General features: G+C 42.3%; 21 protein-coding genes. 14 read left to right on the plus strand and 7 right to left on the minus strand.

Features of this window, described 5'->3' with window-relative positions:
• Positions 1-159: 159 nt before the first annotated feature.
• A complete protein-coding gene (locus Q9G97_RS01865; RefSeq protein WP_201571411.1) occupies positions 160-420 on the minus strand; it encodes a hypothetical protein in 261 nt (86 codons plus the stop codon).
• 162 nt (positions 421-582) lie between these two features.
• Between Q9G97_RS01865 and Q9G97_RS01870 the strand changes: the two genes are divergently transcribed.
• From Q9G97_RS01870 to glyA, 3 genes are all read left to right on the plus strand, one after another.
• Positions 583-1,947 (plus strand): GNAT family N-acetyltransferase, encoded by a 1,365-nt coding sequence (locus Q9G97_RS01870; protein WP_305900248.1) that lies wholly within the window; start codon positions 583-585, stop codon positions 1,945-1,947.
• A 39-nt stretch (positions 1,948-1,986) separates the two neighbouring features.
• Complete coding sequence (locus tag Q9G97_RS01875; protein ID WP_201571414.1) at positions 1,987-2,487, plus strand: chorismate lyase; 501 nt, start codon at positions 1,987-1,989, stop codon at positions 2,485-2,487.
• A 374-nt stretch (positions 2,488-2,861) separates the two neighbouring features.
• Positions 2,862-4,118, plus strand: a complete 1,257-nt coding sequence (gene glyA, locus Q9G97_RS01880) for a serine hydroxymethyltransferase (RefSeq protein WP_305899507.1) — start codon at positions 2,862-2,864, stop codon at positions 4,116-4,118.
• A gap of 104 nt (positions 4,119-4,222) precedes the next feature.
• Here glyA and leuE read toward each other — a convergent pair whose 3' ends face one another.
• Positions 4,223-4,879: a leucine efflux protein LeuE gene (leuE, locus tag Q9G97_RS01885; protein ID WP_201571418.1), complete on the minus strand. Its 657-nt coding sequence runs from the start codon at positions 4,877-4,879 to the stop codon at positions 4,223-4,225.
• Positions 4,880-5,264: 385 nt separating this feature from the next.
• Here leuE and Q9G97_RS01890 point away from each other — a divergent pair, with 385 nt between their 5' ends.
• A complete protein-coding gene (locus Q9G97_RS01890; RefSeq protein ID WP_305899508.1) occupies positions 5,265-6,821 on the plus strand; it encodes a sodium:alanine symporter family protein in 1,557 nt (518 codons plus the stop codon).
• Positions 6,822-6,984: 163 nt separating this feature from the next.
• On the opposite strand, the gene Q9G97_RS01895 is transcribed toward Q9G97_RS01890, so the two are convergent.
• The 3 genes from Q9G97_RS01895 to Q9G97_RS01905 form a co-directional block, all read right to left on the minus strand.
• Entirely contained in the window at positions 6,985-7,305 is a 321-nt protein-coding gene (locus Q9G97_RS01895; protein WP_201571422.1) for a barstar family protein, read from the minus strand.
• 1 nt (position 7,306) lies between these two features.
• The gene (locus Q9G97_RS01900) at positions 7,307-8,047 is read right to left on the minus strand and encodes a ribonuclease domain-containing protein (RefSeq protein ID WP_201571424.1); all 741 of its coding nucleotides are present in this window, start codon (positions 8,045-8,047) and stop codon (positions 7,307-7,309) included.
• 150 nt (positions 8,048-8,197) lie between these two features.
• Entirely contained in the window at positions 8,198-9,499 is a 1,302-nt protein-coding gene (locus Q9G97_RS01905) for a glutamate-5-semialdehyde dehydrogenase (protein WP_305899509.1), read from the minus strand.
• 658 nt (positions 9,500-10,157) lie between these two features.
• Here Q9G97_RS01905 and Q9G97_RS01910 point away from each other — a divergent pair.
• The 9 genes from Q9G97_RS01910 (at position 10,158) to Q9G97_RS01950 (ending at position 19,041) form a co-directional block, all read left to right on the plus strand.
• Positions 10,158-10,496, plus strand: coding sequence for a hypothetical protein (locus Q9G97_RS01910; RefSeq protein WP_305899510.1), 339 nt, complete (start codon positions 10,158-10,160; stop codon positions 10,494-10,496).
• 293 nt (positions 10,497-10,789) lie between these two features.
• Positions 10,790-11,581 (plus strand): ABC transporter ATP-binding protein, encoded by a 792-nt coding sequence (locus tag Q9G97_RS01915; protein ID WP_371747899.1) that lies wholly within the window; start codon positions 10,790-10,792, stop codon positions 11,579-11,581.
• Positions 11,582-11,895: 314 nt separating this feature from the next.
• Positions 11,896-12,693 (plus strand): transporter substrate-binding domain-containing protein, encoded by a 798-nt coding sequence (locus Q9G97_RS01920; protein ID WP_371747920.1) that lies wholly within the window; start codon positions 11,896-11,898, stop codon positions 12,691-12,693.
• Positions 12,694-12,790: 97 nt separating this feature from the next.
• On the plus strand, positions 12,791-13,675 hold the full coding sequence (locus Q9G97_RS01925; protein ID WP_305899512.1) for a transporter substrate-binding domain-containing protein: 885 nt from the start codon (positions 12,791-12,793) through the stop codon (positions 13,673-13,675).
• 112 nt (positions 13,676-13,787) lie between these two features.
• Positions 13,788-14,678 carry an ABC transporter substrate-binding protein gene (locus Q9G97_RS01930; protein WP_305899513.1) on the plus strand — a complete coding sequence of 297 codons (891 nt, stop codon included), beginning with the start codon at positions 13,788-13,790 and terminating at the stop codon, positions 14,676-14,678.
• 312 nt (positions 14,679-14,990) lie between these two features.
• The gene (locus Q9G97_RS01935) at positions 14,991-15,722 is read left to right on the plus strand and encodes an ABC transporter permease (protein ID WP_201571440.1); all 732 of its coding nucleotides are present in this window, start codon (positions 14,991-14,993) and stop codon (positions 15,720-15,722) included.
• A gap of 9 nt (positions 15,723-15,731) precedes the next feature.
• Complete coding sequence (locus Q9G97_RS01940; RefSeq protein WP_201571441.1) at positions 15,732-16,457, plus strand: ABC transporter permease; 726 nt, start codon at positions 15,732-15,734, stop codon at positions 16,455-16,457.
• A 197-nt stretch (positions 16,458-16,654) separates the two neighbouring features.
• The gene (locus tag Q9G97_RS01945) at positions 16,655-17,311 is read left to right on the plus strand and encodes a fumarylacetoacetate hydrolase family protein (RefSeq protein ID WP_305899514.1); all 657 of its coding nucleotides are present in this window, start codon (positions 16,655-16,657) and stop codon (positions 17,309-17,311) included.
• A gap of 245 nt (positions 17,312-17,556) precedes the next feature.
• Positions 17,557-19,041, plus strand: coding sequence for a hypothetical protein (locus tag Q9G97_RS01950; protein WP_305899515.1), 1,485 nt, complete (start codon positions 17,557-17,559; stop codon positions 19,039-19,041).
• Between the two features lie 78 nt (positions 19,042-19,119).
• Here Q9G97_RS01950 and Q9G97_RS01955 read toward each other — a convergent pair whose 3' ends face one another.
• Positions 19,120-19,695, minus strand: a complete 576-nt coding sequence (locus Q9G97_RS01955; RefSeq protein WP_305899516.1) for a hypothetical protein — start codon at positions 19,693-19,695, stop codon at positions 19,120-19,122.
• Between the two features lie 165 nt (positions 19,696-19,860).
• Entirely contained in the window at positions 19,861-20,829 is a 969-nt protein-coding gene (locus Q9G97_RS01960) for an Hsp33 family molecular chaperone HslO (RefSeq protein ID WP_305899517.1), read from the minus strand.
• A gap of 360 nt (positions 20,830-21,189) precedes the next feature.
• Here Q9G97_RS01960 and Q9G97_RS01965 point away from each other — a divergent pair, with 360 nt between their 5' ends.
• A complete protein-coding gene (locus Q9G97_RS01965) occupies positions 21,190-22,167 on the plus strand; it encodes a glutamate/aspartate ABC transporter substrate-binding protein (protein ID WP_305899518.1) in 978 nt (325 codons plus the stop codon).
• Positions 22,168-22,214 lie beyond the last annotated feature (47 nt).

Consider the following 22,214-nt stretch of genomic DNA (forward strand, 5'->3'; position numbering starts at 1 on the left):
GTCATCGGCAAAAATAACATCTTTTACCGATACCTTAGCTCACTATTATAATAAAGTTAACGTTAAAAAAAGCTATCGGTAACGTTATAAATGCCTTTTTTAGGCCGAACTAGGGTGTGTCATTATAAGTTGAATGAATGACAAGGGTATTAAAAGTACTTATTTTTCAGCTTCGACAATCACAACTCGATCATCGCGCTGCTCAGCTTTTGCCTCAGCAACATCGTCTATGCTGTTGCGTTCCATCTTATCTTCATTAGTTTGCGCTGCATTATTGCTACCAAGGGTTGACTCATCAGTGATCTCTTGAGCGTTATTGCAGGCTCCTAAAAGCAATGTGCAACCTATGACAAGTATGACCAATGGTGTTTTGATGACTTTGGTAAAACTAGGTGAGCAATATGGTCGAGAGTTAATCATAGTATTCTCCAGATAAGTAATAAACTTCTATCTATCCTAGAATTGCCTATATCATTTGCAAAAATCTAGCTGATTTTTGCAAATTGTGACAGCAATTGAGTAAAAGTTTGCTAGTCTAGAACTCATAAAAACTAATAAACAGTGATAATAAATAATATGAGCATGAGTCTACAGTATGCACTCGTCGGCGACATGAGCTGGCAGAATCGCGCCCAGTGGCAAGCTCCTGATACCCCTTTTATGAGCTTTGCTTTTTGGCAAGCATTGACTGATACTGGCGCTATCGGTGAGGCTGCTGGTTGGCTACCTATTTTTATATTGGTTTATCGTCATAGTAATAACGATAATAATACCGATGCCGATATAGATGTTCATAAAAATGAGATAAATTTAGATGTAATGCAGCCTGTGGCGGTGATGCCAGTGTTCGTCAAAGGTCATCATCGTGGCGAGTTTGTTTTTGATTATGCGTGGGCAGAGGCTTATGCGCGCTATGGCATTGACTATTATCCGCGTTTGGTGACCAGCTCGCCATATACGCCGATCACAGGTCAGCGTATATGGCTGACGGTAGGTCAAGCTTTAGACCGTGAGATTATACAAGCCATAATGGCAGGGGTTGATGATATCGCCCAGCAAGTTGGTGCATCAAGCTGGCATGGCTTATTTGTCACACCAGAATTAGCAAGACTTGCGGCCTCTACACAGACTGAAGTAGCCAAAGCTTTAGCCAATAATCACAGTATCAGTCAAGATAAAGAGACTATTGGTGATGACGATAGTGCTTTTACAACACCTATATTAGAGCGGCAAGGTTGTCAGTTTTTATGGCAGAATAAAAACTTAACTAGCAACAATAAGCCATTTACCGGCTTTGATGATTTCTTGGCTACTTTAAAAGCCAAAAAGCGCAAGACCATCCGCGCTGAACGTCGAAAGGTCGCTGAGCAAGGTATTGAGTGTGTGCGTAAGTGTGGCAATGCTATCACTGACGCTGATTGGTCAGCGTTTTATCATTGTTACGTGATGACTTATGCGGTACGTGGTCAGCAGCCTTATTTGACCGCTGAATTCTTTGATTCTCTTGCAGTTAGCATGCCTGAGCACATAATGCTTGCGCAAGCGCTCGATAGTGATGGTGAGATTATTGCGAGTAGTTTATTTCTCTACGACAAGGTTGATAGCGATGAAAATAATAAAGCCACCTTGTACGGTCGCTATTGGGGCGCGCTTGGCGAGTACGATAGTTTGCACTTTGAGCTGTGTTACTACCAAGGTATCGAATTTGCTATTGAGCAAGGCTTAACTTACTTTGATCCTGGTACTCAAGGCGAGCATAAACTGGTCCGTGGCTTTATCCCGACGACTACGCACTCCTTGCATCGTATCTATGATGCGCGTTTTATTCCTGCGATAGCGAATTTCTGTATTGAGGATAGAGGACGGATGGCGCAGTATCGCGCACAGGCTCATGAGGCGCTACCTTTTAATCAAGATAACATGCCTACGTTCGATAGCGATGTATAAAGGTTTGATAGCAATGTACCAATGTAGTGGCGGTGGATTATGTCTGATATAAGTAAAACTATCATTGCCAAAACGTCACCACCGATAGCGTTACTACCTTGGCTTGAGGCCAAAGGCTCTTTGACGGCATTATTTGAGGCAAAAGCAGGGCAGCCACTGCGAGTTGAGCGCCAGTTCGAGGGCTATAAGCGGCTATCGTTAAGCCAAAAGCGGCAATTGGGCTTGCAAGGCTCAGCGCTCAATCGTCCTCTGATGGCTTGGGTACGTGAGGTGCAGCTATATGGTGATAGCGATCAGCCTTGGGTGTGGGCGCAAAGTATCTTTCCTCTAACCAGCCTGCAAGGTCAAGCCCGTCGCTTGCAACAGCTAAAGGGCACGCCTATCGGTTACGTGTTATTTAAGCGCAACCGTACTTTGCCCAATCAGCGGATTATTAAGAACACGGCTAAAGGCTGGCAACGACAGACGTATTACGATTGGTATGGGCGCAAAGTGCTTATTAGCGAGACCTTTTTGTCTGATTTTTTGGTCACAGTGTAGATTTTGAAAAACAAGATCGACATAGATAATCAGCCATTATTATTTAAAACTAATAACTGAATAGGTAGCTAATAAGACGTAACGCTAAGTTAGTCTAGTATCAACCCTATGATATTGCTAACTATTTAATTCAGTGATGATGTCATAAAAAACTCTCAGCTATAGCTGAGAGTTTTTGCTCTCATACCGTAAAGTTTCATGTTACACTTGCTTCACAGCAAAACGTATGGCGCAATATGATGTAAAGAAGCCTCAAAATTATTGCTAAATAAAGTAAACCAACGCTAGGCTAGATTTTAGATTACTAGCGTCTTTATTAATAGACTTTCTCTGATATACATTTTCTAATAAAAGTCACTCTATAGGACATAACTATGTTTAAAGATATCTCTATAAAAGAATATGATCCAGCATTATCAGCAGCTATGGAAGCTGAGAGCGTTCGTCAAGAAAACCATATCGAGCTTATTGCTTCAGAGAACTACTGCTCACAAGCAGTGATGGAAGCGCAAGGCTCAGATCTAACTAATAAATACGCAGAAGGCTATCCAGGTAAGCGCTATTACGGTGGCTGTGAGCATGTCGATGTCGTTGAACAACTAGCCATCGACCGTGCAAAAGAGCTGTTCGGTGCTGAATATGTCAACGTACAACCGCATTCAGGTTCTCAGGCCAACTCAGCGGTATTTTTAGCACTGCTCGATGCCAACGATACTATTCTTGGTATGAGTCTTGATGCTGGTGGTCACTTGACCCATGGCGCTCATATTAACTTCTCAGGTATCAACTACAATGCGGTGCAGTATGGTCTAGTTGAAGAGACGGGTCTTATCGATTATGATCAAGTCGATAGCTTAGCCCGTGAGCACAAGCCTAAAATGATTATCGCTGGTTTTTCAGCCTACTCGCAAGTAGTTGATTGGCAGCGTTTCCGTGATATCGCGGACGAGATCGGCGCTTACTTCTTAGTTGATATGGCGCACATTGCTGGTTTGGCTGCTACAGGTGCTTATCCTAACCCAGTACCATTCGCTGATGTCGTCACTAGTACTACGCATAAAACGTTACGTGGCCCACGCTCAGGGGTCATCATGTCACGTGATGATAAACTTGCTAAAAAGCTGAACTCTGCCGTTTTCCCAGGCAACCAAGGTGGCCCGTTGATGCACGTTATCGCGGCCAAAGCGATTTGCTTTAAAGAAGCGCTAGAAGATAACTTCAAGACGTATCAAGAGCAAGTCATCAAAAACGCTAAAGCGATGGCAGCGGTCATCCAAGAGCGTGGCTATGAAATCATCTCTGGTGGTACAGAAAACCATCTCATGCTGATCAGTTTGGTTAAGCAAGAAATGACCGGTAAAGAAGCCGACAAATGGTTGGGTGAAGCGCACATTACGGTTAATAAAAACGCTGTACCTAACGATCCAAAGTCTCCGTTTGTGACTTCTGGTATCCGTATCGGTACTGGTGCTGTGACCACTCGCGGCTTTGATGAAGCAGATGTCAAAGAGTTGGCGGGTTGGATGTGTGATGTACTAGACTCGCGCGGTGATGAAAAAGTATTAGCTGAAGTATGCGAAAAGGTTGAAGCTATCTGTGCGAAAAAACCAGTGTATGCTAAGAATCAGTAATATTTAGAATCGTATAAAAAATAAACCGCTTAGCTTTTGCTTGGCGGTTTTTTTGTGGTTAAGGTTTTCAATTAAGAGTTGTGAATTTGTTGTAGGCAAATGATTTAACTTAACTGCGCTAACCATAAATTCATGGCAAAGCCAATAAATAGTAAGCCTGTAAAAGTGGTGCTAGCTACGATTAGTGTCGGTGATTGGCTGAATTTTCGAGAGAGGTTTTTACCTGAAAATACCATGACGCTTAGATAGCTAAAACTAATGAGCTGTAAAATAATGGCTAATACTAAAAAAGACAAAAAAGGATAAGGATAAGTAGGCTCAACGAACTGCACGAAAAACGATAAGAAAAATAATATGGCTTTAGGGTTGGTCAAACTAAGTAATAGCGCACGATAAAAGAAGTTTTGACTTATGGGCGCTGTTATCAGCTTTGGTTTAGCATCAGCGATTTGAGCTCTATGACGGAAGGTTTGATAGCCACTTATGAGCAGTTTTGTCCCCAAGTAAGATAAATATAATCCGCCCAATAATTTGATAGCGGTGAAAAGAACAGGGTAGAGCTTTAGCAGGCTGCCCATTCCTAAGACGGTCACTAGTATCAAGATACTATCACCCAAAAATATACCCGCTACCGTGCGATAGCCTTTTCTAGTGCCGTGTGCGGCTGACACTGATAGGCAGTATAAACTGTTAGGACCTGGCAGCAAGATAATGATGATTGAGCCAATAATATAGGCAGTAAGATCAGTGATACCGAACATAAATAATTTTCATCATCCAAAGTAAAGGTCTAATTATATCGGTGCGCGGGTCAACACTCTATGCCTAAGCTATATACTTTAAACCGATAATGTCTATTCTAATTTGCCTATTAAGATAAAGTGTTGATTTGGGGTGTAGCTTAGCTCAAGCGTAACCCACTAGATCTATCAATTAATTACCAACTTTTGAAAGCTAAGTCGATGATTAAATAAATAAAAATATATCAATGTTTTTGTTTATTTAATTTTATTAGTATATAGTCAGTATTGATTATTTAGTAGTAATAGCAGTACAAAGTGTAATACATAACCACTCACTTAGTATCGATATTACTATAATTATCAAGATATTCACTAGGAAGTGATTCTAATTAAAGGGATTTTTATGAAAAAACAATCGTTAGTCGCCATGCTGCTACTCTTCAGCGCCAGTATCGTGCAAGCCGCTGAAGAATCGGCTTTAGCAGCAGAACAAACAGGTTTAGAAGCATTTGGTACAGGTCTTGATGGCTTCATGGCCAATACCTTTGGCTGGTTTGTAGATATGATCTTCTTCTCAGTGCCGCTCGGTGATGTAAGCTTTCCATTAATCGTAGGTTGGTTATTAGTTGCCGCAATAGTATTTACGCTCTATTTTAGCTTTATTCAGTTTCGTCTTATAGGGTTGTCTCTCGATATTGTCAGAGGTAAATATACCGATCCCAACCCCGCTGTCAAAGAAGAAGGCGAGGTTAGCCATTTCCAAGCCTTAGCTACTGCTCTATCAGGCACAGTCGGTCTGGGTAATATTGCTGGTGTCGGTGCAGCACTTGCTATCGGTGGACCTGGTGCCACGTTTTGGATGATCGTGGTTGGCCTGTTCGGTATGGCATCCAAGTTTGTAGAGTGTACGTTAGGGGTAAAATACCGTACGATACTGCCCTCTGGTGCCGTATCAGGTGGACCTATGTACTACTTAAGTCGCGGTATGGCTGAACGTGGTATGGGCGGATTTGGTAAGGTCTTAGCCGTTGGTTTTGCCCTTATGACGATACTAGCCACTTTTGGCGCTGGTAATATGTTTCAAGGCAACCAAGCCTTTGCAATGGTAAGCTCTACTTTTTCTATTCCTACTGAGTACAGTATAATCTTTGGTGTTGTCTTAGCGGTTTTAGTCGGTTCGGTCATCCTCGGTGGTATGCCTCGCATAGCAACGGTTACCGAAAAAATTGTACCTTTTATGGCTTTGTTATACATCACAATGGCAGTGATTGTACTGGTTGCTAACTTTAACCAAATTGGCACAGCGTTTGAGCAGATCTTCGTTGGTGCCTTCACTGGTGCTGGTGTTGCTGGTGGTTTCATTGGTGCATTAATCCAAGGTTTAAAACGTGCCACTTTCTCTAATGAAGCAGGTGTCGGTTCAGCCGCTATTGCTCACTCCGCGGTAAAAACAAATGAGCCTGCAACTGAAGGTTTGGTCGCTTTACTAGAGCCTTTCATTGATACGGTTATCATCTGTACTATGACCGCGTTAGTTATCACTATATCTGGTGTGAACACAGCAGCAAACTTGCAAGATCAAGCGATTACTGGTGTAGAGCTAACCCGTGCCGCCTTTATGCAAACAGCACCAATTTTCCAGTACTTCTTAGCTTTAGCGGTAATCATGTTCGCCTTTTCAACGATGATTTCATGGTCGTATTACGGTCTAAAAGCTTGGACTTACCTATTCGGTGAAGGTAGAACTAAAGAAATAATATACAAACTTATCTTTTTAGTCTTCGTCGTTATCGGTACTGTCATACAGTTTGGTTTTGTTATCGACTTCGCAGATGCCGCCCTATTCGCGATGGCTATCTTTAACATCATCGGTCTATACTTCTTGATGCCAGTGGTGAAAAAAGAGGTTAAATCTTATGTCGCTCGTGTGAAGAGTGGTGAGATTAAGAAGTTTAAATAACGAGTTTGCTTAAACAAACTGTCACAAGCTTACAATTTATAAAAGCCCGCCAAGATTAGTATTGGCGGGCTTTTTGATATCTGCTATTTATTATTAGCTAGATGTTTATAAATTTTTAGGTAGAAGCGTCATTCAATATAACGTGACTTAAACTGATCGCTTTTTATACCACTACCCACAACTGCGGCTGACCGAAATCTCGATAAGCGTCCTCAATCATACTTTTAAACACGTTAAAGTCCTCAGTATTAATTTGCTTTACATCTGTCAAATCTAAACGTAAATGCTCAGCATCGCTATCAGTCAAGCAGTCCCATGCGCTATCCCAATTATGGGCAAAGTAATCGGGGAAGCTCAGCGCCTTATCCAACGCTGTCAATAGCGTGGCTTTATTTAGCTCATGGTCGATAACAATAGCGATAGCTTGCTCAGGTATTGCAGTCGCTTCATCGTCTTTATTACTATAATAAATAGCTTGGGTCATATTAATTTACCTCAAGTTGGCTAAAGCTGTCGTAGTGATCAACAGTTAAATAATAGACTGCCGGCGGATTGCCACCTGTGACGATACGGCGCGCGCCGCGATGAGAGACGCCAGGGGTAGGTACAGTATACTCTCGGTAGTAGCCACTGGACTCTTTAGGCAGGCGACCTTCACGATTATAAAAGGTCGTACCGTCTTTAGCAGGATAAGGGAAAGGCCCGCCCTGCCCAATGAGCGCAATAGTATTGTCAATTTGCGCATCACCCGTGATAGCGTTTTGATTGGTAGTTTCTGCTGATTGAGCAATAGTAGTTGACCCAGGACTATTATCAAAGATCGATTGTAGATCACCAAAGAAATAAGCCGCTAAGGCGATGATAGCGATGATACTAAATAGGCGTGAGATAGGGCTTCGGTTTTTTTGACCGATGCGGCGCTGATTACTTTTATGGTTTTTGGAGTTGTCTTGAAGATTGGCGTTCGCGGCGAGCGTGGTCGATTTTTTTGTTGAGTGAGATGATGGTGCCTCTTGCAAACTCAGTGATGTAGAGGTCACCTCAACGGCACGCAACTGGTTTTTGTCATTGCGCTCACTAGTGAAGTAGACGCGCTGACCTTCGCTGACTGGCTGAGACAAGCGCACTGACGTAATATGAAAAAACACATCCTCACTTTGATCGTCGACATCGATAAAGCCATAGCCTTTATCTTTATTCCATTTTTTTATTTTGCCACTTTGCATAACGACACTGCCTTAACAACGGTCTATTTTGAAACAGTATATATAATATCTGCTTATTAACAAAACCAAGGTCTGTAGTAAGCGTTTTTCGCCAGCATAAAAAACGCCAGCATTTAGCTGACGTTTGTTATTTGACAATGGTTTTATAGGCTAAGCACGGGTTTCGCCATGACCATAGACGATCCATTTTTGAGAGGTTAGACCTTCAAGTCCCACAGGGCCACGCGCATGAATTTTATCTGTTGAAATACCGATTTCTGCACCGAGTCCATATTCAAAGCCGTCAGCGAAGCGGCTAGAGGCGTTAATCATTACACTGGCTGAGTCGACCTCACGGATGAAACGCTGTGACTTACTATAATTCTCGGTGATAATCACGTCAGTGTGATGGCTACCGTGAGTGTTGATATGCTCAATCGCCGCGTCAAGTCCATTAATGACTTTGATCGCTAATATTGGCGCTAGATATTCAGTATCCCAATCCTCAGCGGTCGCAGCGGATAGATGACCTTTGAGCTTGGCATTATCCTTCAAAATAGCTTGTGATAGCTCATCAAGGCGTAGCTGCATAGCGTCGTCCGCTGCAATAATTGCTTCAGCAATCTTCGGTAGCATAGTATCAGCGACCGCTTTATCGACTAATAAAGTCTCCATGGTATTACAAGTACCATAGCGATGGGTTTTGGCATTGACGCTAACCTTTACCGCAGTATCAAGCTCAGCATCGCTGTCGATATAAGTGTGACAGTTACCATCTAGATGCTTAATAACGGGCACTTTAGCATCTTCACTAATACGAGCGATCAAGCCTTTACCGCCACGAGGTACGATAACATCGACATATTCGGTCATCGTAATCAGCTCGCCGACTGCTGCGCGATCAGTCGTCTGTAATACTTGCACGCTGTGCTCAGACAGATTGACATCTTTTAGACCCTGATGGATACATTTAGCAATCGCTTGATTAGACTCAAAAGCCTCAGAGCCACCTCGTAAGATAATAGCGTTGCCTGATTTTAGCGCAAGTGATGCCGCCTCTAAGGTCACATTAGGGCGTGATTCATAAATCATACCGACAACGCCAAGTGGTACGCGCATCTTACCTAAATGAATACCTGATGGCTGAAAGGTCATATCGGTGACTTCGCCAATAGGATCAGGCAGGGTAGAGACGTCTTTGAGACCTTGCAGCATACCGTCAAAACGCGCGTCATTGAGCTCTAGTCGATCAAGAAGAGCTGCATCGAGATCGTTGTTTTTACCATTGTCCATATCGATCTTATTGGCCGCTAGAATGTCAGCCTTCGAGGTGACTAGCTGATCATGAATAGCGATCAGCGCTGAGTTCTTGACTCCTGTATTAGCAGCCGCTAGTGCGCGCGAGGCTGCCCGAGCTTGTTGTCCTACGGTTTGCATATAAGCTTTAATATCTTTAGTATTCGATTGAGTCATATATTATTTTCCTTATATATAAATTAATTTTAGCAGTTGTTATAAAAGTTGAAACGAGCTTAAAGAGTAGAAAAACTAAATTTACTGAGTATTAGTTGTACTAAATAGAGGTAAAAACTGGTATAAATAGAGGTTTTAAGCACTTCGTAGCATTATGCTACTTAACATAGAGTAGATAAAGACGATAGTAAAGGTAGATTTATAGTTAATAAGTAGCGAGAGGGCTATTTTGAGTCATTTTTACAGGTTCTATGCGCTTGTTACGCATTTTTAACACAATTAGCCTGTAATTACTAAAGCCGTAACTATCAGATACCAGTATAGTTATAGTCAATTGATAAATAAGCTCATCACTTCTTAGCTACCGTTGATTTTGCTTTTGCTATTTACTTTTATAATAGGCATTGAAATGATTGATAAAGATGATGTTAAACAACCTACAATTTCTAAAAAGTGGTTGTATGGTTCTCTAGCAATTGCAGCGTTACTCATCGGTCTTTTTTTTGATTTTGGCTAGTGATGCTATTGCATCTGACCTAAATTCTAATGCTAATTCGGTTGAGAAAGCAGTGATAGATGGCATTTACTAGGGTTTATAAAACAAATACATAACCACTTTTTTATTACTAACTTATACATCAACTAATAGGTAATCATTATGGTAGCTCAAGTGTCACTGATTAAAAAATTATTATTGGCCTCAGTAGCAGCGGCAGCATTAACGCTTAGCGCTTGTGCTGATCCAGACTCAGCAACTACTCAAGATGATGTCGATGCCGTTGCTGATCCACAAACCCAAATTGAGCAAGAAGCGACTAGCGTTGATGATGTTGTACAAGTTGAAGAAGATATTAATAGCGTTGAAACGGATGAAGATCCTATGGCGGTTGACCCTGTTGTTGCAGAGGGTGATGCTACTATAGTTACTGCAGATGAAGTCGCTGACGCTGATATGCTAGACGGTACAGAGTCTGAAGAGCATGTATCGACATATTAATAGGCGTCACTTTGTAAGTCTCAGCTGAACTATGATTAGCAGTATAAAAAATACCAGGGTTCATCTTAAGATGATAAAATAAAGCTCAAGCTGACAATAGTAGCTTGGGCTTTTTTATGAGCGCTTAAATAAAGACAAAGGTTGCCTTATTAAACAGTTTTACGCACAATGCCTCGCTATATGATTTATTCTAAAATAGGCTACTGCAAATTTTATCAGCCTAATTCGTGGCTTTGAGCTCTATTTTATAACGCTACACTCATCAATTGGAAATACGGTAAACCATGCTTGATATGACTAAAGACTCAACTCGCCCTATCGCCTTGGATATACAGGATTTGCATAAGAGCTACGGCTCTTTGGAAGTGCTCAAGGGTGTCTCTCTCACAGCTTATGATGGCGACGTCATTTCTATCTTAGGCTCGTCAGGCTCTGGCAAATCTACCTTGTTGCGTTGCGTCAATCTATTAGAGAAGCCAACACAGGGTCGTATTATTGTAGGCGATGAAGAGCTGAGGTTGAAGCCGAATAAAGCAGGTGAGTTGCAAGCGACTGATGTCAAGCAATTAGAGAGCCTGCGGGCGAGCGTGGGTTTTGTGTTTCAGAATTTTAACTTATGGCCGCACAAAACCATTTTACAGAATATTATTGAAGGCCCAACTCAAGTACTCAAGATCAAAAAAGACCAAGCGATCAAAGATGCGGAAGCGCTACTTGATAAAGTCGGTCTGCTCGATAAGAAAGACGCTTATCCCGCTAACTTATCAGGTGGTCAACGTCAGCGCGTTGCTATCGCTCGCGCCTTGGCGATGCAGCCTCGTGTGCTATTATTTGATGAGCCGACCTCAGCGCTAGATCCTGAGCTAGTCAATGAAGTACTGGTCGTTATGCGTGAGCTGGCAGAAGAAGGTCGTACTATGCTTATCGTCACGCATGAGATGCGTTTTGCCCGCGAAGTCTCAAGCCAAGTAGTGTTTTTGCATCAAGGGGTAGTAGAGGAGATCGGAACGCCTGAACAAGTCTTTGACAACCCTAAGTCAGAGCGAGTTCGAGACTTTATGGCTTCGCATCGTCAAAATACCTAGAAAGACACAATGAAGAGTTATAAAATTGATTGAACAATAATTAATCTATATGACTCAGTCAATAGCGCTATCGAATTATCGATTAGCGCTATTATTTTTTGAGGGTGCCGTTTATTACCCAATAATGACAGTCAATACCTAAAACGTTTGTTTTTGATATTTTAGTAAGGTATTATCGATGAGTTTATAACTTATCGATATATATAACTATTTTGCTAAGCTGGCAGGGATATCAGCGTTAAAAAGGATAGCAATATCGGTAACAACCCTATTAAAAGCTTGATAAAATTCATTAAAAATTTGAGGAACGTATGATGTTTGATCTCCGTCTTTTATGGCCATCTGTTACTATTGCTACCGCTATGAGCTTAGCGGCTTGTAGTCAACCCGCCCAAGACACTGCTAGTGCCGATGCCGACGCTCCTGCTGCTGATACTGCTGGTAAGACTATTCGTATTGCTACCGAGGGGGCTTATCCTCCGTTTAACTTTACCAATGCCGATGGTAGTATTGGTGGCTATGATGTGGATGTTGCCAACGCCCTATGCGCGCAGATGCAAGCCAAATGTGAAATCGTCGCTCAAGATTGGGACGGTATTATTCCAGGGCTATTAGCACAAAAGTACGATGCCGTTGTAGCGGGGATGTCTATTACACCTGAGCGCCAAGAAAAAGTTGATTTTACTGAGCCGTACTTTGCTAATACTATGGTTTGGCTGACTGACATCAATGGCGGCTTTGATCCTTTAGCGATTAAGAGCTTAAACTTAGGTGGTCAACGTTCAACGACACCTGGTGCGTATCTACAAGATAATTATGAAGGCAAAGACGGCAATACCGTGCAGTTATATGACAATTATGATAATGCTTATTTAGATCTAAAGTCAGGTCGTAGCGATGCGGTATTGGCTGAAAAAGTCTCTGCAAAGTCATGGTTAAAAGACAACCCTGAGGGCTTTGGTATTGTCGGCGATGAGATCGACAACGATGACAATATTGCTATTGCAGTGCGTAAAGGGGACGGCTTACGTGACGATTTCAACAAAGCTTTGAGCGAGATTCGTAGTAATGGTGAGCTGGCACGTCTTGAACAAGCCAACTTTGGCGAGTAAGCTATAGTTTAGTTGCCAAAGTAAGCTTCAAGCACTATTGATTCGCCCCATTATTCAAGGTTTAAGCCTTTATTAGATCAATGTAGGAATACTCTTTATGTCTTTTTCAATATCAGCTACCGTAAATAAAGCCCTTTGGCTGGCTCCACTTAGCGCTGCAATGCTTATGCTAGCAGGCTGTAATAATAGTACAACGACCACTGAAAACGTAGCAGTCGATTCAGCAGATGCTACGCCTATGAATATCAAGATTGCGACCGAGTCTAGCTACAAGCCTTTTAGCTATACTGATGCTGATGGCAAGCTTATCGGTTATGAGATTGAGCTGATTGATGCCTTGTGCGCGCAAATGAATGCGGAATGTGAAGTCATCTCGCAAGATTGGGATGGCTTGATTCCAGGTCTTAATGCGCAAAAATTCGATGCGGCTATTGCTGGGATGTCGATTACCCCTGAGCGTAAAGAGGTCGTAGAGTTTAGCGATCCCTACTTTTATAGCGGTATTATCTTGATCGGCAAAAAAGGCGATAACGTCAGCGTTGATGATCTAAAATCTCAGCCGATCGCCTCCCAGCGTGCAACAGTTTCTGCGCAGTATTTACAAGATGAGCATAGCGACGCTGATATTAAGCTTTATGATACCCAAGATAACGCTTATTTAGATTTAACCTCAGGACGCGTACGGGCGATGATGTCTGATAAAGTCACAGGTATTGACTGGTTAAAAACAGCAGCAGGTAAAGAATACGAAGTCAAAGGCGAAGAGATCAGCACCGACGATGATGCGATGGGTATCGCCTTTCGCAAAGGGGATCCTTTAGTCGCCAAGTTCAATACCGCTTTAGCTGAGCTAAAATCTAATGGGTCTTATGATCAAATCACGGGTAGCTACTTTGGTACTAGCACTACGGCTGCTGCGCAAAATACAGTAGTTAATGATGCAGAAGTGGTCGAAGGTGAGCCCGCTGAGATGGCTAATTAGGACCTGCCAAATATTCATAATAATAAATATACGGGTTGATTTAAGATTAGCTGCTGTTGCTAACTGGTTCAATGGCTCGTATTGTCAAATAATCGTCATAAGGAAGTCATGGATGATCACCCGTAGCCACTTTACTCCAAGCTTAAAGTCTCATAATGTGTTTATCAGTCGGGTAGCTAAATGCTGTTTGTCAGCTTCAACGCTTGCCGCCGTGGTGGTGCTAGCAGGTTGTAGCAATAGTCAACAAGCTGGCGAAGAGGTGGCGAGTGGTGCTGATGCTAGCACCGCTGAAACGCTCAGCGCTGATGATAGTGGTGTGCTGCGTATTGGTACCGAAGGCGCTTATGCCCCTTTTAACTACACCAATGCTGATGGTACGCTTGGCGGCTTTGATGTCGAGCTGGCTCAAGCGTTATGCGCGGATATGCAAGTGACTTGTGAGATTGTCGCCCAAGATTGGGATGGTATTATCCCAGGTCTAAAGGCTGGTAAGTATGATGCTATCGTAGCGGCGATGTCAATTACGCCTGAACGCGCCGAGCAGGTCAGCTTTACCGATCCTTATTTTAGCAACACCTTAGTGTTTTTGGCCAAGCAAGAAAGTGGTTTTGATCCTGATAATAGTAATGATATCGATGATAATTTGATCGCTGCTCAGCGCTCAACGATTTCATCACAGTGGCTTGAGAGTGCTTATCCAAAGGCCAAAATGAAACTTTATGATACTTTAAGTAATGCGTTTTTGGATTTAGGCTCAGGTCGTGTTGATGCGATGATCTCTGACAAAGTGCCTGCGCTACAATGGCTGAACTCTGCATCTGGTAGTGATTATGTGCTCAAGGGCAATGAAATCGATATCGATGATAACTTTGCTATCGCAGTGCGATCAGGTGATGAGCTACAAGGCAAGTTTAATCAAGCGTTGGCTAATATAAAGTCCAACGGCACTTATGATGAGCTCAATCATAGATACTTTGCCGTATCAGCCGACACAGTGCAATAGTAGCTAAACCGCTTAAACTTAAAAGGGATATCACTAGATCAGTGATATCCTTTTTGCTTTGTGGGCGAGCTAGTTTTTATTAAAATTTATCATAGATACAATACTTTTTATTGAGTAAGTTTTTTATAATGATTACTTTTGAGTCAAGCAGTACCCTGCTAGGTGCTGAATATGATAAAATCAGCGCTCATTTTCTGTATATACCATCAGCGAATCAATCACTGATTCTCTTGATTACTATATTATTAACTGAATTATCAATTTATTAGGGCGTTCAGCGCGCCCTTATCGAGAGAGACTGAGTGAGCCCTAGTGTTTGATTTACAAGGATTTGGCGCGCTATTATTAAGCGGCGCAACCGTCACCATCAAGCTTGCCGTAACCAGCCTAGTGATAGGTATGGCCTTAGGGCTGCTAGGTGCTACTGCTAAGCTATCTAATGTTTGGCTATTACGTAAGCTTGCCACCCTCTATACGGCGACGATGCGCGGTATCCCTGAGCTACTGTTAGTGCTGTTTATCTACTATGGCGGCTCTATCTTACTGATGAGCATCCTCAAAAAGTTCGGCTATAATAATTACGTTGAAATCAGCGCTTTTTGGGGCGGGGTAATGGCACTGTCGATTGCTTTTGGCGCTTATGCTACCGAAATCTTTCGCATGTCTATTCAAGAGATTCCAGTCGGTCAGTCTGAGGCAGCCAAAGCCATTGGTATGCGTCCTCTACAAACCTTTTATCGTATCACTCTGCCGCAAGTTTGGCAGATTGCTTTGCCTGGGCTTGGCAACTTGTTTCTAGTACTCCTAAAAGACACAGCGCTAGTGTCAGTTATTGGTCTCAAAGATATCATGTATCAGTCGTCGCGTGCTGCGCAGTCTACCCAGCAGCCTTTTACTTTTTATATGGCAGCGGCGATTATTTACTTAGGGCTGACCATGCTTATTACTGGCTTTATGATGTGGCTTGAGTGGCGCGCTAATCCTGCGGCGCGCTATGCCAAAAAGCTAAGTCGTCAATCCACCACTCAATCGATAAAAGGATAGGGGAGCGTTATGGATTGGAACTGGCAGGTTATCTTTGAGCATATTCCAGATTTGCTTGGCGGTGCAGTAGTAACTGTGCAGCTAGTCGTTGTATCAGGTGTGATTGGATTGCTCTTCGGCATAGTACTGGCACTACTACGCTTATCTAAAAGCTGGGCGGTACAAATACTGCCTTTTTGCTATATCTTCTTTTTTCGTGGTACGCCATTACTAGTACAGATATTTTTGATTTACTATGGTCTTGGTCAGTTTGAAGCAGTACGTGACTCTTGGCTATGGGAGCCTGTACTCAGTCAAGCATACTGGTGCGCGATCATCGCTTTTACTATGAATACCAGTGCTTATTTGGCAGAGATCATTCGTGGCGCTATTCAGACTATTCCAGTCGGTGAGCTGGAAGCGGCTGATGCCGTTGGTATGTCCAAATGGCAAAAGCTCACTCGTATCACGCTACCACGCGCTTTTGGTATTGTTATTCCTGCTTATAGTAATGAAGTTATCTTTATGCTAAAAGGCAGTGCCTTGGCTTCGACCATTGCATTGATGGATATCACTGGCGTTGCCCGAACTATCAGTGCTCGTACTTATACTTTAATGGAATTATTCTTTGCGGCAGGTATTGTCTATTTACTTCTGTCGTGGGTGATACTATTTAGTTTCAGACTGTTTGAAAAGCGTATGAATCGCTATATGACCTATGTACCGCCTGATGTGGTCACTCGTACTATTCCTTAGTTTGCCCTAAAAACTCATTATTTAATTGAATAATGAGTTTTGTTTAGTGGCTACTATCAGCAGTAATATATTAGCCAAATTATTTACCGCTGATGAAGATAATGAAAAAACAAAAACCTGCTAAGTATCGCTTTATTGATGAAGTAAAGTTTAGATAGTTTATCCAATAATATAAATAACTAAAATAAGCCTTAATTATGACTCTCTCTGCTAAATCTCAAGCTGTTGGTAAAGTCGTTTGTGTCGGTCGCAACTATGCTGCCCATGCTCGTGAGCTCGGTAACGAAGTACCCAGCTCGCCGCTACTATTTATGAAACCTGCCTCCTCTATTGTCTGGATAAATAGTGAGTCTGATAATAAAATAGTTCGTCCAGAGGTAGCCCGTTATGGTGATACTCATTACGAGGCAGAGCTATGCATTCAGCTCTCGGCTGATCTGAGTGCTGCCACCATCCAGCAAGCTAAGCAAGCCATTGGCGGCGTGACTCTAGGCTTGGATTTAACCTTGCGTGATCTGCAAAGCCAGCTTAAGGATAAAGGTCAACCATGGGAGCGCGCGAAGTGCTTTGATGGGGCCTGTGTATTAGCGGATTGGCTAGAGGTACAAGCATTTGACGACTTTACCCAAGTAGCGTATCAGCTCTATATTAATGACGAGCTCAAGCAAGATGGCGATAGTGCTTTGATGCTATTTCCTATCTATGAGCTATTGGCTGAGATTAGTCACGCGTTTAGCTTGCAGGCAGGCGATGTTATTATGACAGGCACGCCGAGTGGCGTTGGTATATTACAAGCAGGCGACAAGCTAAAACTAGTGTTAGGGACTCATAAATGGCAAGCACGAGTACAATAAAAATTTAAGGTATCAAGAGAATATAGACTATTTAAATCTTATGGACTACTCAAAGCTTATAGATGATCAGTCTATATTCTCTATAAAACTTACCTTTATTGGTGTATTGTTGTTTATTGATGTTCATAATCTACTTGAAAACATCCTCTAATTGCAAAAAACACCTATAAGTCAAATGCGGTTCTTCTTTTTAGCACCGTTTCCAGCTAGTATGACACTAACCTTATTATCAAAAACCTAAATCTATGTCCAACTATAAACCGTTTGTTACTTATCACGACCTCTCCAGCACTGAAATTATTGTTGGGCATAAGATTGATCCTGATGCGGCTATTGATGAGCCAACGAGCGAGCACCTGCAAGATAATGTCTATGAGCAGTTAGCTGAGCTTGATTATATCTATGTCGATCGTCCAACTGTAGACAGTAGCAACTTTGCGCTTAGTCAAGGGCCGACATCACTGGCGGATGTGTTTGAGGGGCTCGCGCAGCTGGCAACGATGGGTGTGGTCGAAGTCACTGATATTGTAGAGGCCATTCATCGCGAGATTATTCTGCGGCCAATAGGTCGTCTTAATGAGCGCAGTCTAAAAAAATGGCCGCGCGGTATCACGGGACGTATCTATGGTACGGTGCGCCACATTGCTACTTTTGTCGGTAATAATCTGACCACAGGCTTATGGTTATATAATAATATGACCAAACACAAAAATGTCCAGCGCCTTCCTAGAAGCTTAAGACGGCTGATCAATATCTTAAACGGGGTCATGGGCGATCATTTAGTCACTCATAAAAACGCACTTGCCATTCCTATGGTGCTGTATGATAAATATAATTATCTACAAAGCGGTGAACTATCAGGGCGCATTATTATTCTATGCCATGGGCTATGTATGAGTCATCTGAGCTGGAATATTCCTGAACATGATAGCTTGGGTGAGACGCTTATCCGCAGTCAGCCAACCTCTACCATTTTATACCTCAATTATAATACAGGACGCCGTATTTCTAGTAACGGTCGTAGCTTCTCTAAGCTTTTACAGAGCTTAGTCGATAATAATCCTGATATCGCGCAAATAGATTTGGTCGGTCATAGTATGGGCGGGCTCGTCTCTCGTAGTGCGCTGTTTTATGGAAAGGAGCAGGGCTATCATTGGGTGCAGCGCGTCGGCAATCTTGTCACACTAGGGTCACCGCATAATGGTGCGAGTCTAGAGCGCATTGGGGTTTTTGTGCAAGAGATGATTGGCAAGCTCCCTTTTGCAGGGTCTCTCGCTAAGCTCGGTGACTTGCGTAGTGCAGGTATCATTGATCTGCGCTATGGTAGCGTTCGTGATGCCGACTGGAATACTTTAGAGGGTCGTAGTGTATTGCCGCAAGAGTTTCGCCATCCTGCGCGTCTGCCACTGCATGTACGCAGCTACTTTGTAGCGGGCACTATCGTTGAGGCGCACTATGATTCTAAGGCGGCAAGTCTATTGGGTGATGGCTTAGTCACCGTCAATTCAGCACTTGGAGAGGACTCAGCTGAGCATACTTTGTTTGTACCTGAGGGTCATAAAGCGGTGTTTTATGGGGTCAATCATTATGATTTGATCTACAACGAGCGGGTGCATGCGCAAGTAAAAGCGTGGCTGTTAGATAATGGCCGTAGTGATACCAATCAGATGTTCCACGTACTTAGAACGCGAATTTATTCTTATCCTAATGATTTGGATGTCGTGGTTTGAGGGTATGTTTATTTGATTAGTCTATATCACAAAAATAATATCGTCAAAACTAAGTTATCACTACTTATATTCCATTACTTAAACAATTAGTTTACTCCAAAACTTTATTTTTCTCGGATCTATATCTTCTTCATATAGTCTCGGTAGCTCAAGCCTAAATTCTTTTATAAAATAGTCTAATAAGTCATAGCCGTAATGAATAATATCTGTTTGATAAACTGAAAAAATAGGGTTTCCTTCTAAATTAGGTTCATCAGGAATATATCTGTGAGAGTAAAGGGGGATCAGTTTAGGTTGATCAGCTAATGCAGCCTGTACAATTTTCTTTTGATCTTCATAACTTGTAGGTTTTTGACCCCACTCGTCTAACCAAAATGTACTGAACTTAACATCAGATAGCATTCCTTTTAAAGGCCAGTTAAATCTACTTTCTACCTCTTTCTTACCTTCCTCACTATTTATCGCATAACGCCAATGAACAAAACCCAGAGATACAGGCAATGCTGTTTGCAAAAACAGCCTTAAATCCGGAGGGAATGTAATAGAAAATGTGCTTTCTGCTATCTCTACCTCTTTATCTGATAAACCCGTATTAAAAACAATATCCTTTTCTTCAAGTAAATTTATTACTTTATTTAATCTATTTTTTCTCATATATTTCTACTTTTATGATTATAAATTTTAGAGCTACATCTTAAATATTATTATATTAAATCATAAAGTAGGTGCTTTAAGACTATTAATTTGAAACAAACAAAAACCCCTCAATCATCACACTTGAGGGGTTTTTTAATAACTAAAGAATCATTTATATTAAAATTAATGCGCAAATATCTCAGCGATATTGTCTTTATCAAAGCGATAAATCTCACCGCAGAAGCCGCAATCCATCTCAAACTGACCGCCTTGCTCCTCACAGATATCAAGCATCTCATCCTGTCCAATTTGTAATATCGCAGTCTCACACTTTTCGCGCGAGCAGGTACAACCAAATTCTAAAGCAGTAGGCTCAGGAGCGACGACGTTTTCTTGATTGTACAAGCGATAGATAATTTCGCTAGCCGTCAATGTGGTTAGCTCTTCTGCTTTTACAGTGCTCGTTAGCATTTTTAGGCGCGTCCATAGATCATCATCGATGCCCGCATCTTGATTTTGCTCGACCTCAACCGTCTCCTCTACCGTACGCGGCAACATTTGCACTAGTATGCCGCCTGCCTGCAAGGCATCCGAGGCCAAGTTGATGAGCGTTGGAATCTGCGCCGATTGTTTTTGATAATGCGCTAGGCAGTCGGCTAGATTATCATGGCTACGCTCAACGATACCTTGATACGGTTCGCCTTGCTCGGGCTGGATATTGATAAATAATACCCCTGCGCCTGTAGCACCAAGCTCTGAAAAAGCTTCATTTGCAGTCGTCATGCTATTCCATGCTTGAGACTGTTCATCATTATCGCTCTTCCAGCTGGCAAGCGCGCGAATGATACCGTTTTGGTCACACTCAGCCATCGCCCAGTTCAGCAGACTATTGCTATCTGAAGACTGCAATTGAATAGACAGGCGACCATCAATTTTGACCGTTCCTATCAATAGGCTGGCTGCGGTCAGCATCTCTCCTAACAAACGCTTAATGGCCTCAGGATAAGGCTTTTGCGTGATAGTATTAGCGTAGCTGCGTGATAGGCGTACCACGTCACCACGTACAGGGGAGTCTTGGATAAAAAAGCGCTGACGTACGTCGATATCGGTACTAACAGCAGGGTTGTTTGAGGTTTGCATATCTTGAGTCATAGGTCATTTATTATATTGAGAAGTTGTGCTCTTTATGGGGATTATCCATTATTTATCAATAATGACACTCTCTTATCTTACAAGGCATCACTTTTATATATATTTTCACTATCAAATTGACCATAATCAGCCAAGGTAAAATCAATTTGCTATATAACTTTATTAACGTAACTTTATTAACGTAATTATACAAAAACATTACTAACTGCTATAAAAGTGATGTACAGTAACATGAAGTTGCATTATGATAATTAGCAGTAACAGCTCCAAAGTAATAGTGTTTACTGAGTTTGGTACTGCTCTAATAACTATTAGCTTCAATTAATTTTACTTTAATGATGTGATAAAAGGATATATCTCATGGCTTACTCATTCGCAAAACCTTTAACTTTTGCTGCTTTTGTAGCGTTAGGGTTGGCTGGCTGTAATAACAGTAGTGAAACAGCTGTTGAAGCACCAGCAGATGGCGCAACGACAGAAGCTGCTGCTAACCCCAATGGCACGCTGCAAAAAATTAAAGATTCAGGCACTATCGTTGTCGGTTATCGTGACTCTTCTATTCCATTTTCTTATGTTGCCGATGATCCTAATCAGCCGATGGGTTATGCGCATGATCTTGAAATGAAAATCGTCGAGGCAGTTAAAGAAAACCTAAACATGCCAGATCTAGAAGTTCGCTATAACCTTATTACTTCCCAAACCCGTATTCCTTTAGTACAAAATGGTACGGTTGATTTTGAATGTGGCTCAACCACTAATAATGTCGAGCGTCAAGAGCAAGTGGCCTTCTCTAATGGCTTCTTTGAGATTGGCACGCGCCTATTAACCAAAGCCGATGGAGGTGTCACAGGTTTTGATGATTTAGCGGGCAAAAGATTAGTAACGACCGCCGGTACAACCTCTGAGCGTTACATCCGCCAGTTTGTAGATGAAAACTCTTTAGATACGGATATTATTTCAGCCAAAGATCATGGCGAAGGCTTCTTGATGTTAGAGAACGGCCGTGCCGATGCCTTTATGATGGATGACGTATTGCTCGCAGGCGAAAAAGCCAAAGCGAAGAATCCTGCTGAATGGGTTATCGTTGGAGAGCCACAGTCATTTGAGATCTATGGTTGCATGATGCGCAAAGACGATCCTGAATTCAAGACAGTAGTGAACGACGCGCTAAATCAAACCTTTAGCTCAGGTGAAATCAATAGCATTTATGACAAGTGGTTCTTAAACCCAATTCCACCAAAAAATGTCAACTTGAGCTTTGAGATGTCGGATAACTTAAAAGCACTTATAGCCAATCCGCATGATAGCGATCAGCCAAAAATGGCGACAGCGCAGTAACGAGCCTTTGTCCCTCAACATAGCTAGTACTCGGGTTAGATTAGGGT

This window comes from Psychrobacter sp. M13, from assembly GCF_030718935.1.
GTDB lineage: Bacteria > Pseudomonadota > Gammaproteobacteria > Pseudomonadales > Moraxellaceae > Psychrobacter > Psychrobacter immobilis_G.

Coding starts and splice junctions, on each gene's coding strand:
- Q9G97_RS01865 (WP_201571411.1), bottom strand. CDS start 420: ATGATTAACTCTCGACCATATTGCTCACCTAGTTTTACCAAAGTCATC.
- Q9G97_RS01870 (WP_305900248.1), top strand. CDS start 583: ATGAGTCTACAGTATGCACTCGTCGGCGACATGAGCTGGCAGAATCGC.
- Q9G97_RS01875 (WP_201571414.1), top strand. CDS start 1,987: ATGTCTGATATAAGTAAAACTATCATTGCCAAAACGTCACCACCGATA.
- glyA (WP_305899507.1), top strand. CDS start 2,862: ATGTTTAAAGATATCTCTATAAAAGAATATGATCCAGCATTATCAGCA.
- leuE (WP_201571418.1), bottom strand. CDS start 4,879: ATGTTCGGTATCACTGATCTTACTGCCTATATTATTGGCTCAATCATC.
- Q9G97_RS01890 (WP_305899508.1), top strand. CDS start 5,265: ATGAAAAAACAATCGTTAGTCGCCATGCTGCTACTCTTCAGCGCCAGT.
- Q9G97_RS01895 (WP_201571422.1), bottom strand. CDS start 7,305: ATGACCCAAGCTATTTATTATAGTAATAAAGACGATGAAGCGACTGCA.
- Q9G97_RS01900 (WP_201571424.1), bottom strand. CDS start 8,047: ATGCAAAGTGGCAAAATAAAAAAATGGAATAAAGATAAAGGCTATGGC.
- Q9G97_RS01905 (WP_305899509.1), bottom strand. CDS start 9,499: ATGACTCAATCGAATACTAAAGATATTAAAGCTTATATGCAAACCGTA.
- Q9G97_RS01910 (WP_305899510.1), top strand. CDS start 10,158: ATGGTAGCTCAAGTGTCACTGATTAAAAAATTATTATTGGCCTCAGTA.
- Q9G97_RS01915 (WP_371747899.1), top strand. CDS start 10,790: ATGACTAAAGACTCAACTCGCCCTATCGCCTTGGATATACAGGATTTG.
- Q9G97_RS01920 (WP_371747920.1), top strand. CDS start 11,896: ATGTTTGATCTCCGTCTTTTATGGCCATCTGTTACTATTGCTACCGCT.
- Q9G97_RS01925 (WP_305899512.1), top strand. CDS start 12,791: ATGTCTTTTTCAATATCAGCTACCGTAAATAAAGCCCTTTGGCTGGCT.
- Q9G97_RS01930 (WP_305899513.1), top strand. CDS start 13,788: ATGATCACCCGTAGCCACTTTACTCCAAGCTTAAAGTCTCATAATGTG.
- Q9G97_RS01940 (WP_201571441.1), top strand. CDS start 15,732: ATGGATTGGAACTGGCAGGTTATCTTTGAGCATATTCCAGATTTGCTT.
- Q9G97_RS01945 (WP_305899514.1), top strand. CDS start 16,655: ATGACTCTCTCTGCTAAATCTCAAGCTGTTGGTAAAGTCGTTTGTGTC.
- Q9G97_RS01950 (WP_305899515.1), top strand. CDS start 17,557: ATGTCCAACTATAAACCGTTTGTTACTTATCACGACCTCTCCAGCACT.
- Q9G97_RS01955 (WP_305899516.1), bottom strand. CDS start 19,695: ATGAGAAAAAATAGATTAAATAAAGTAATAAATTTACTTGAAGAAAAG.
- Q9G97_RS01960 (WP_305899517.1), bottom strand. CDS start 20,829: ATGACTCAAGATATGCAAACCTCAAACAACCCTGCTGTTAGTACCGAT.
- Q9G97_RS01965 (WP_305899518.1), top strand. CDS start 21,190: ATGGCTTACTCATTCGCAAAACCTTTAACTTTTGCTGCTTTTGTAGCG.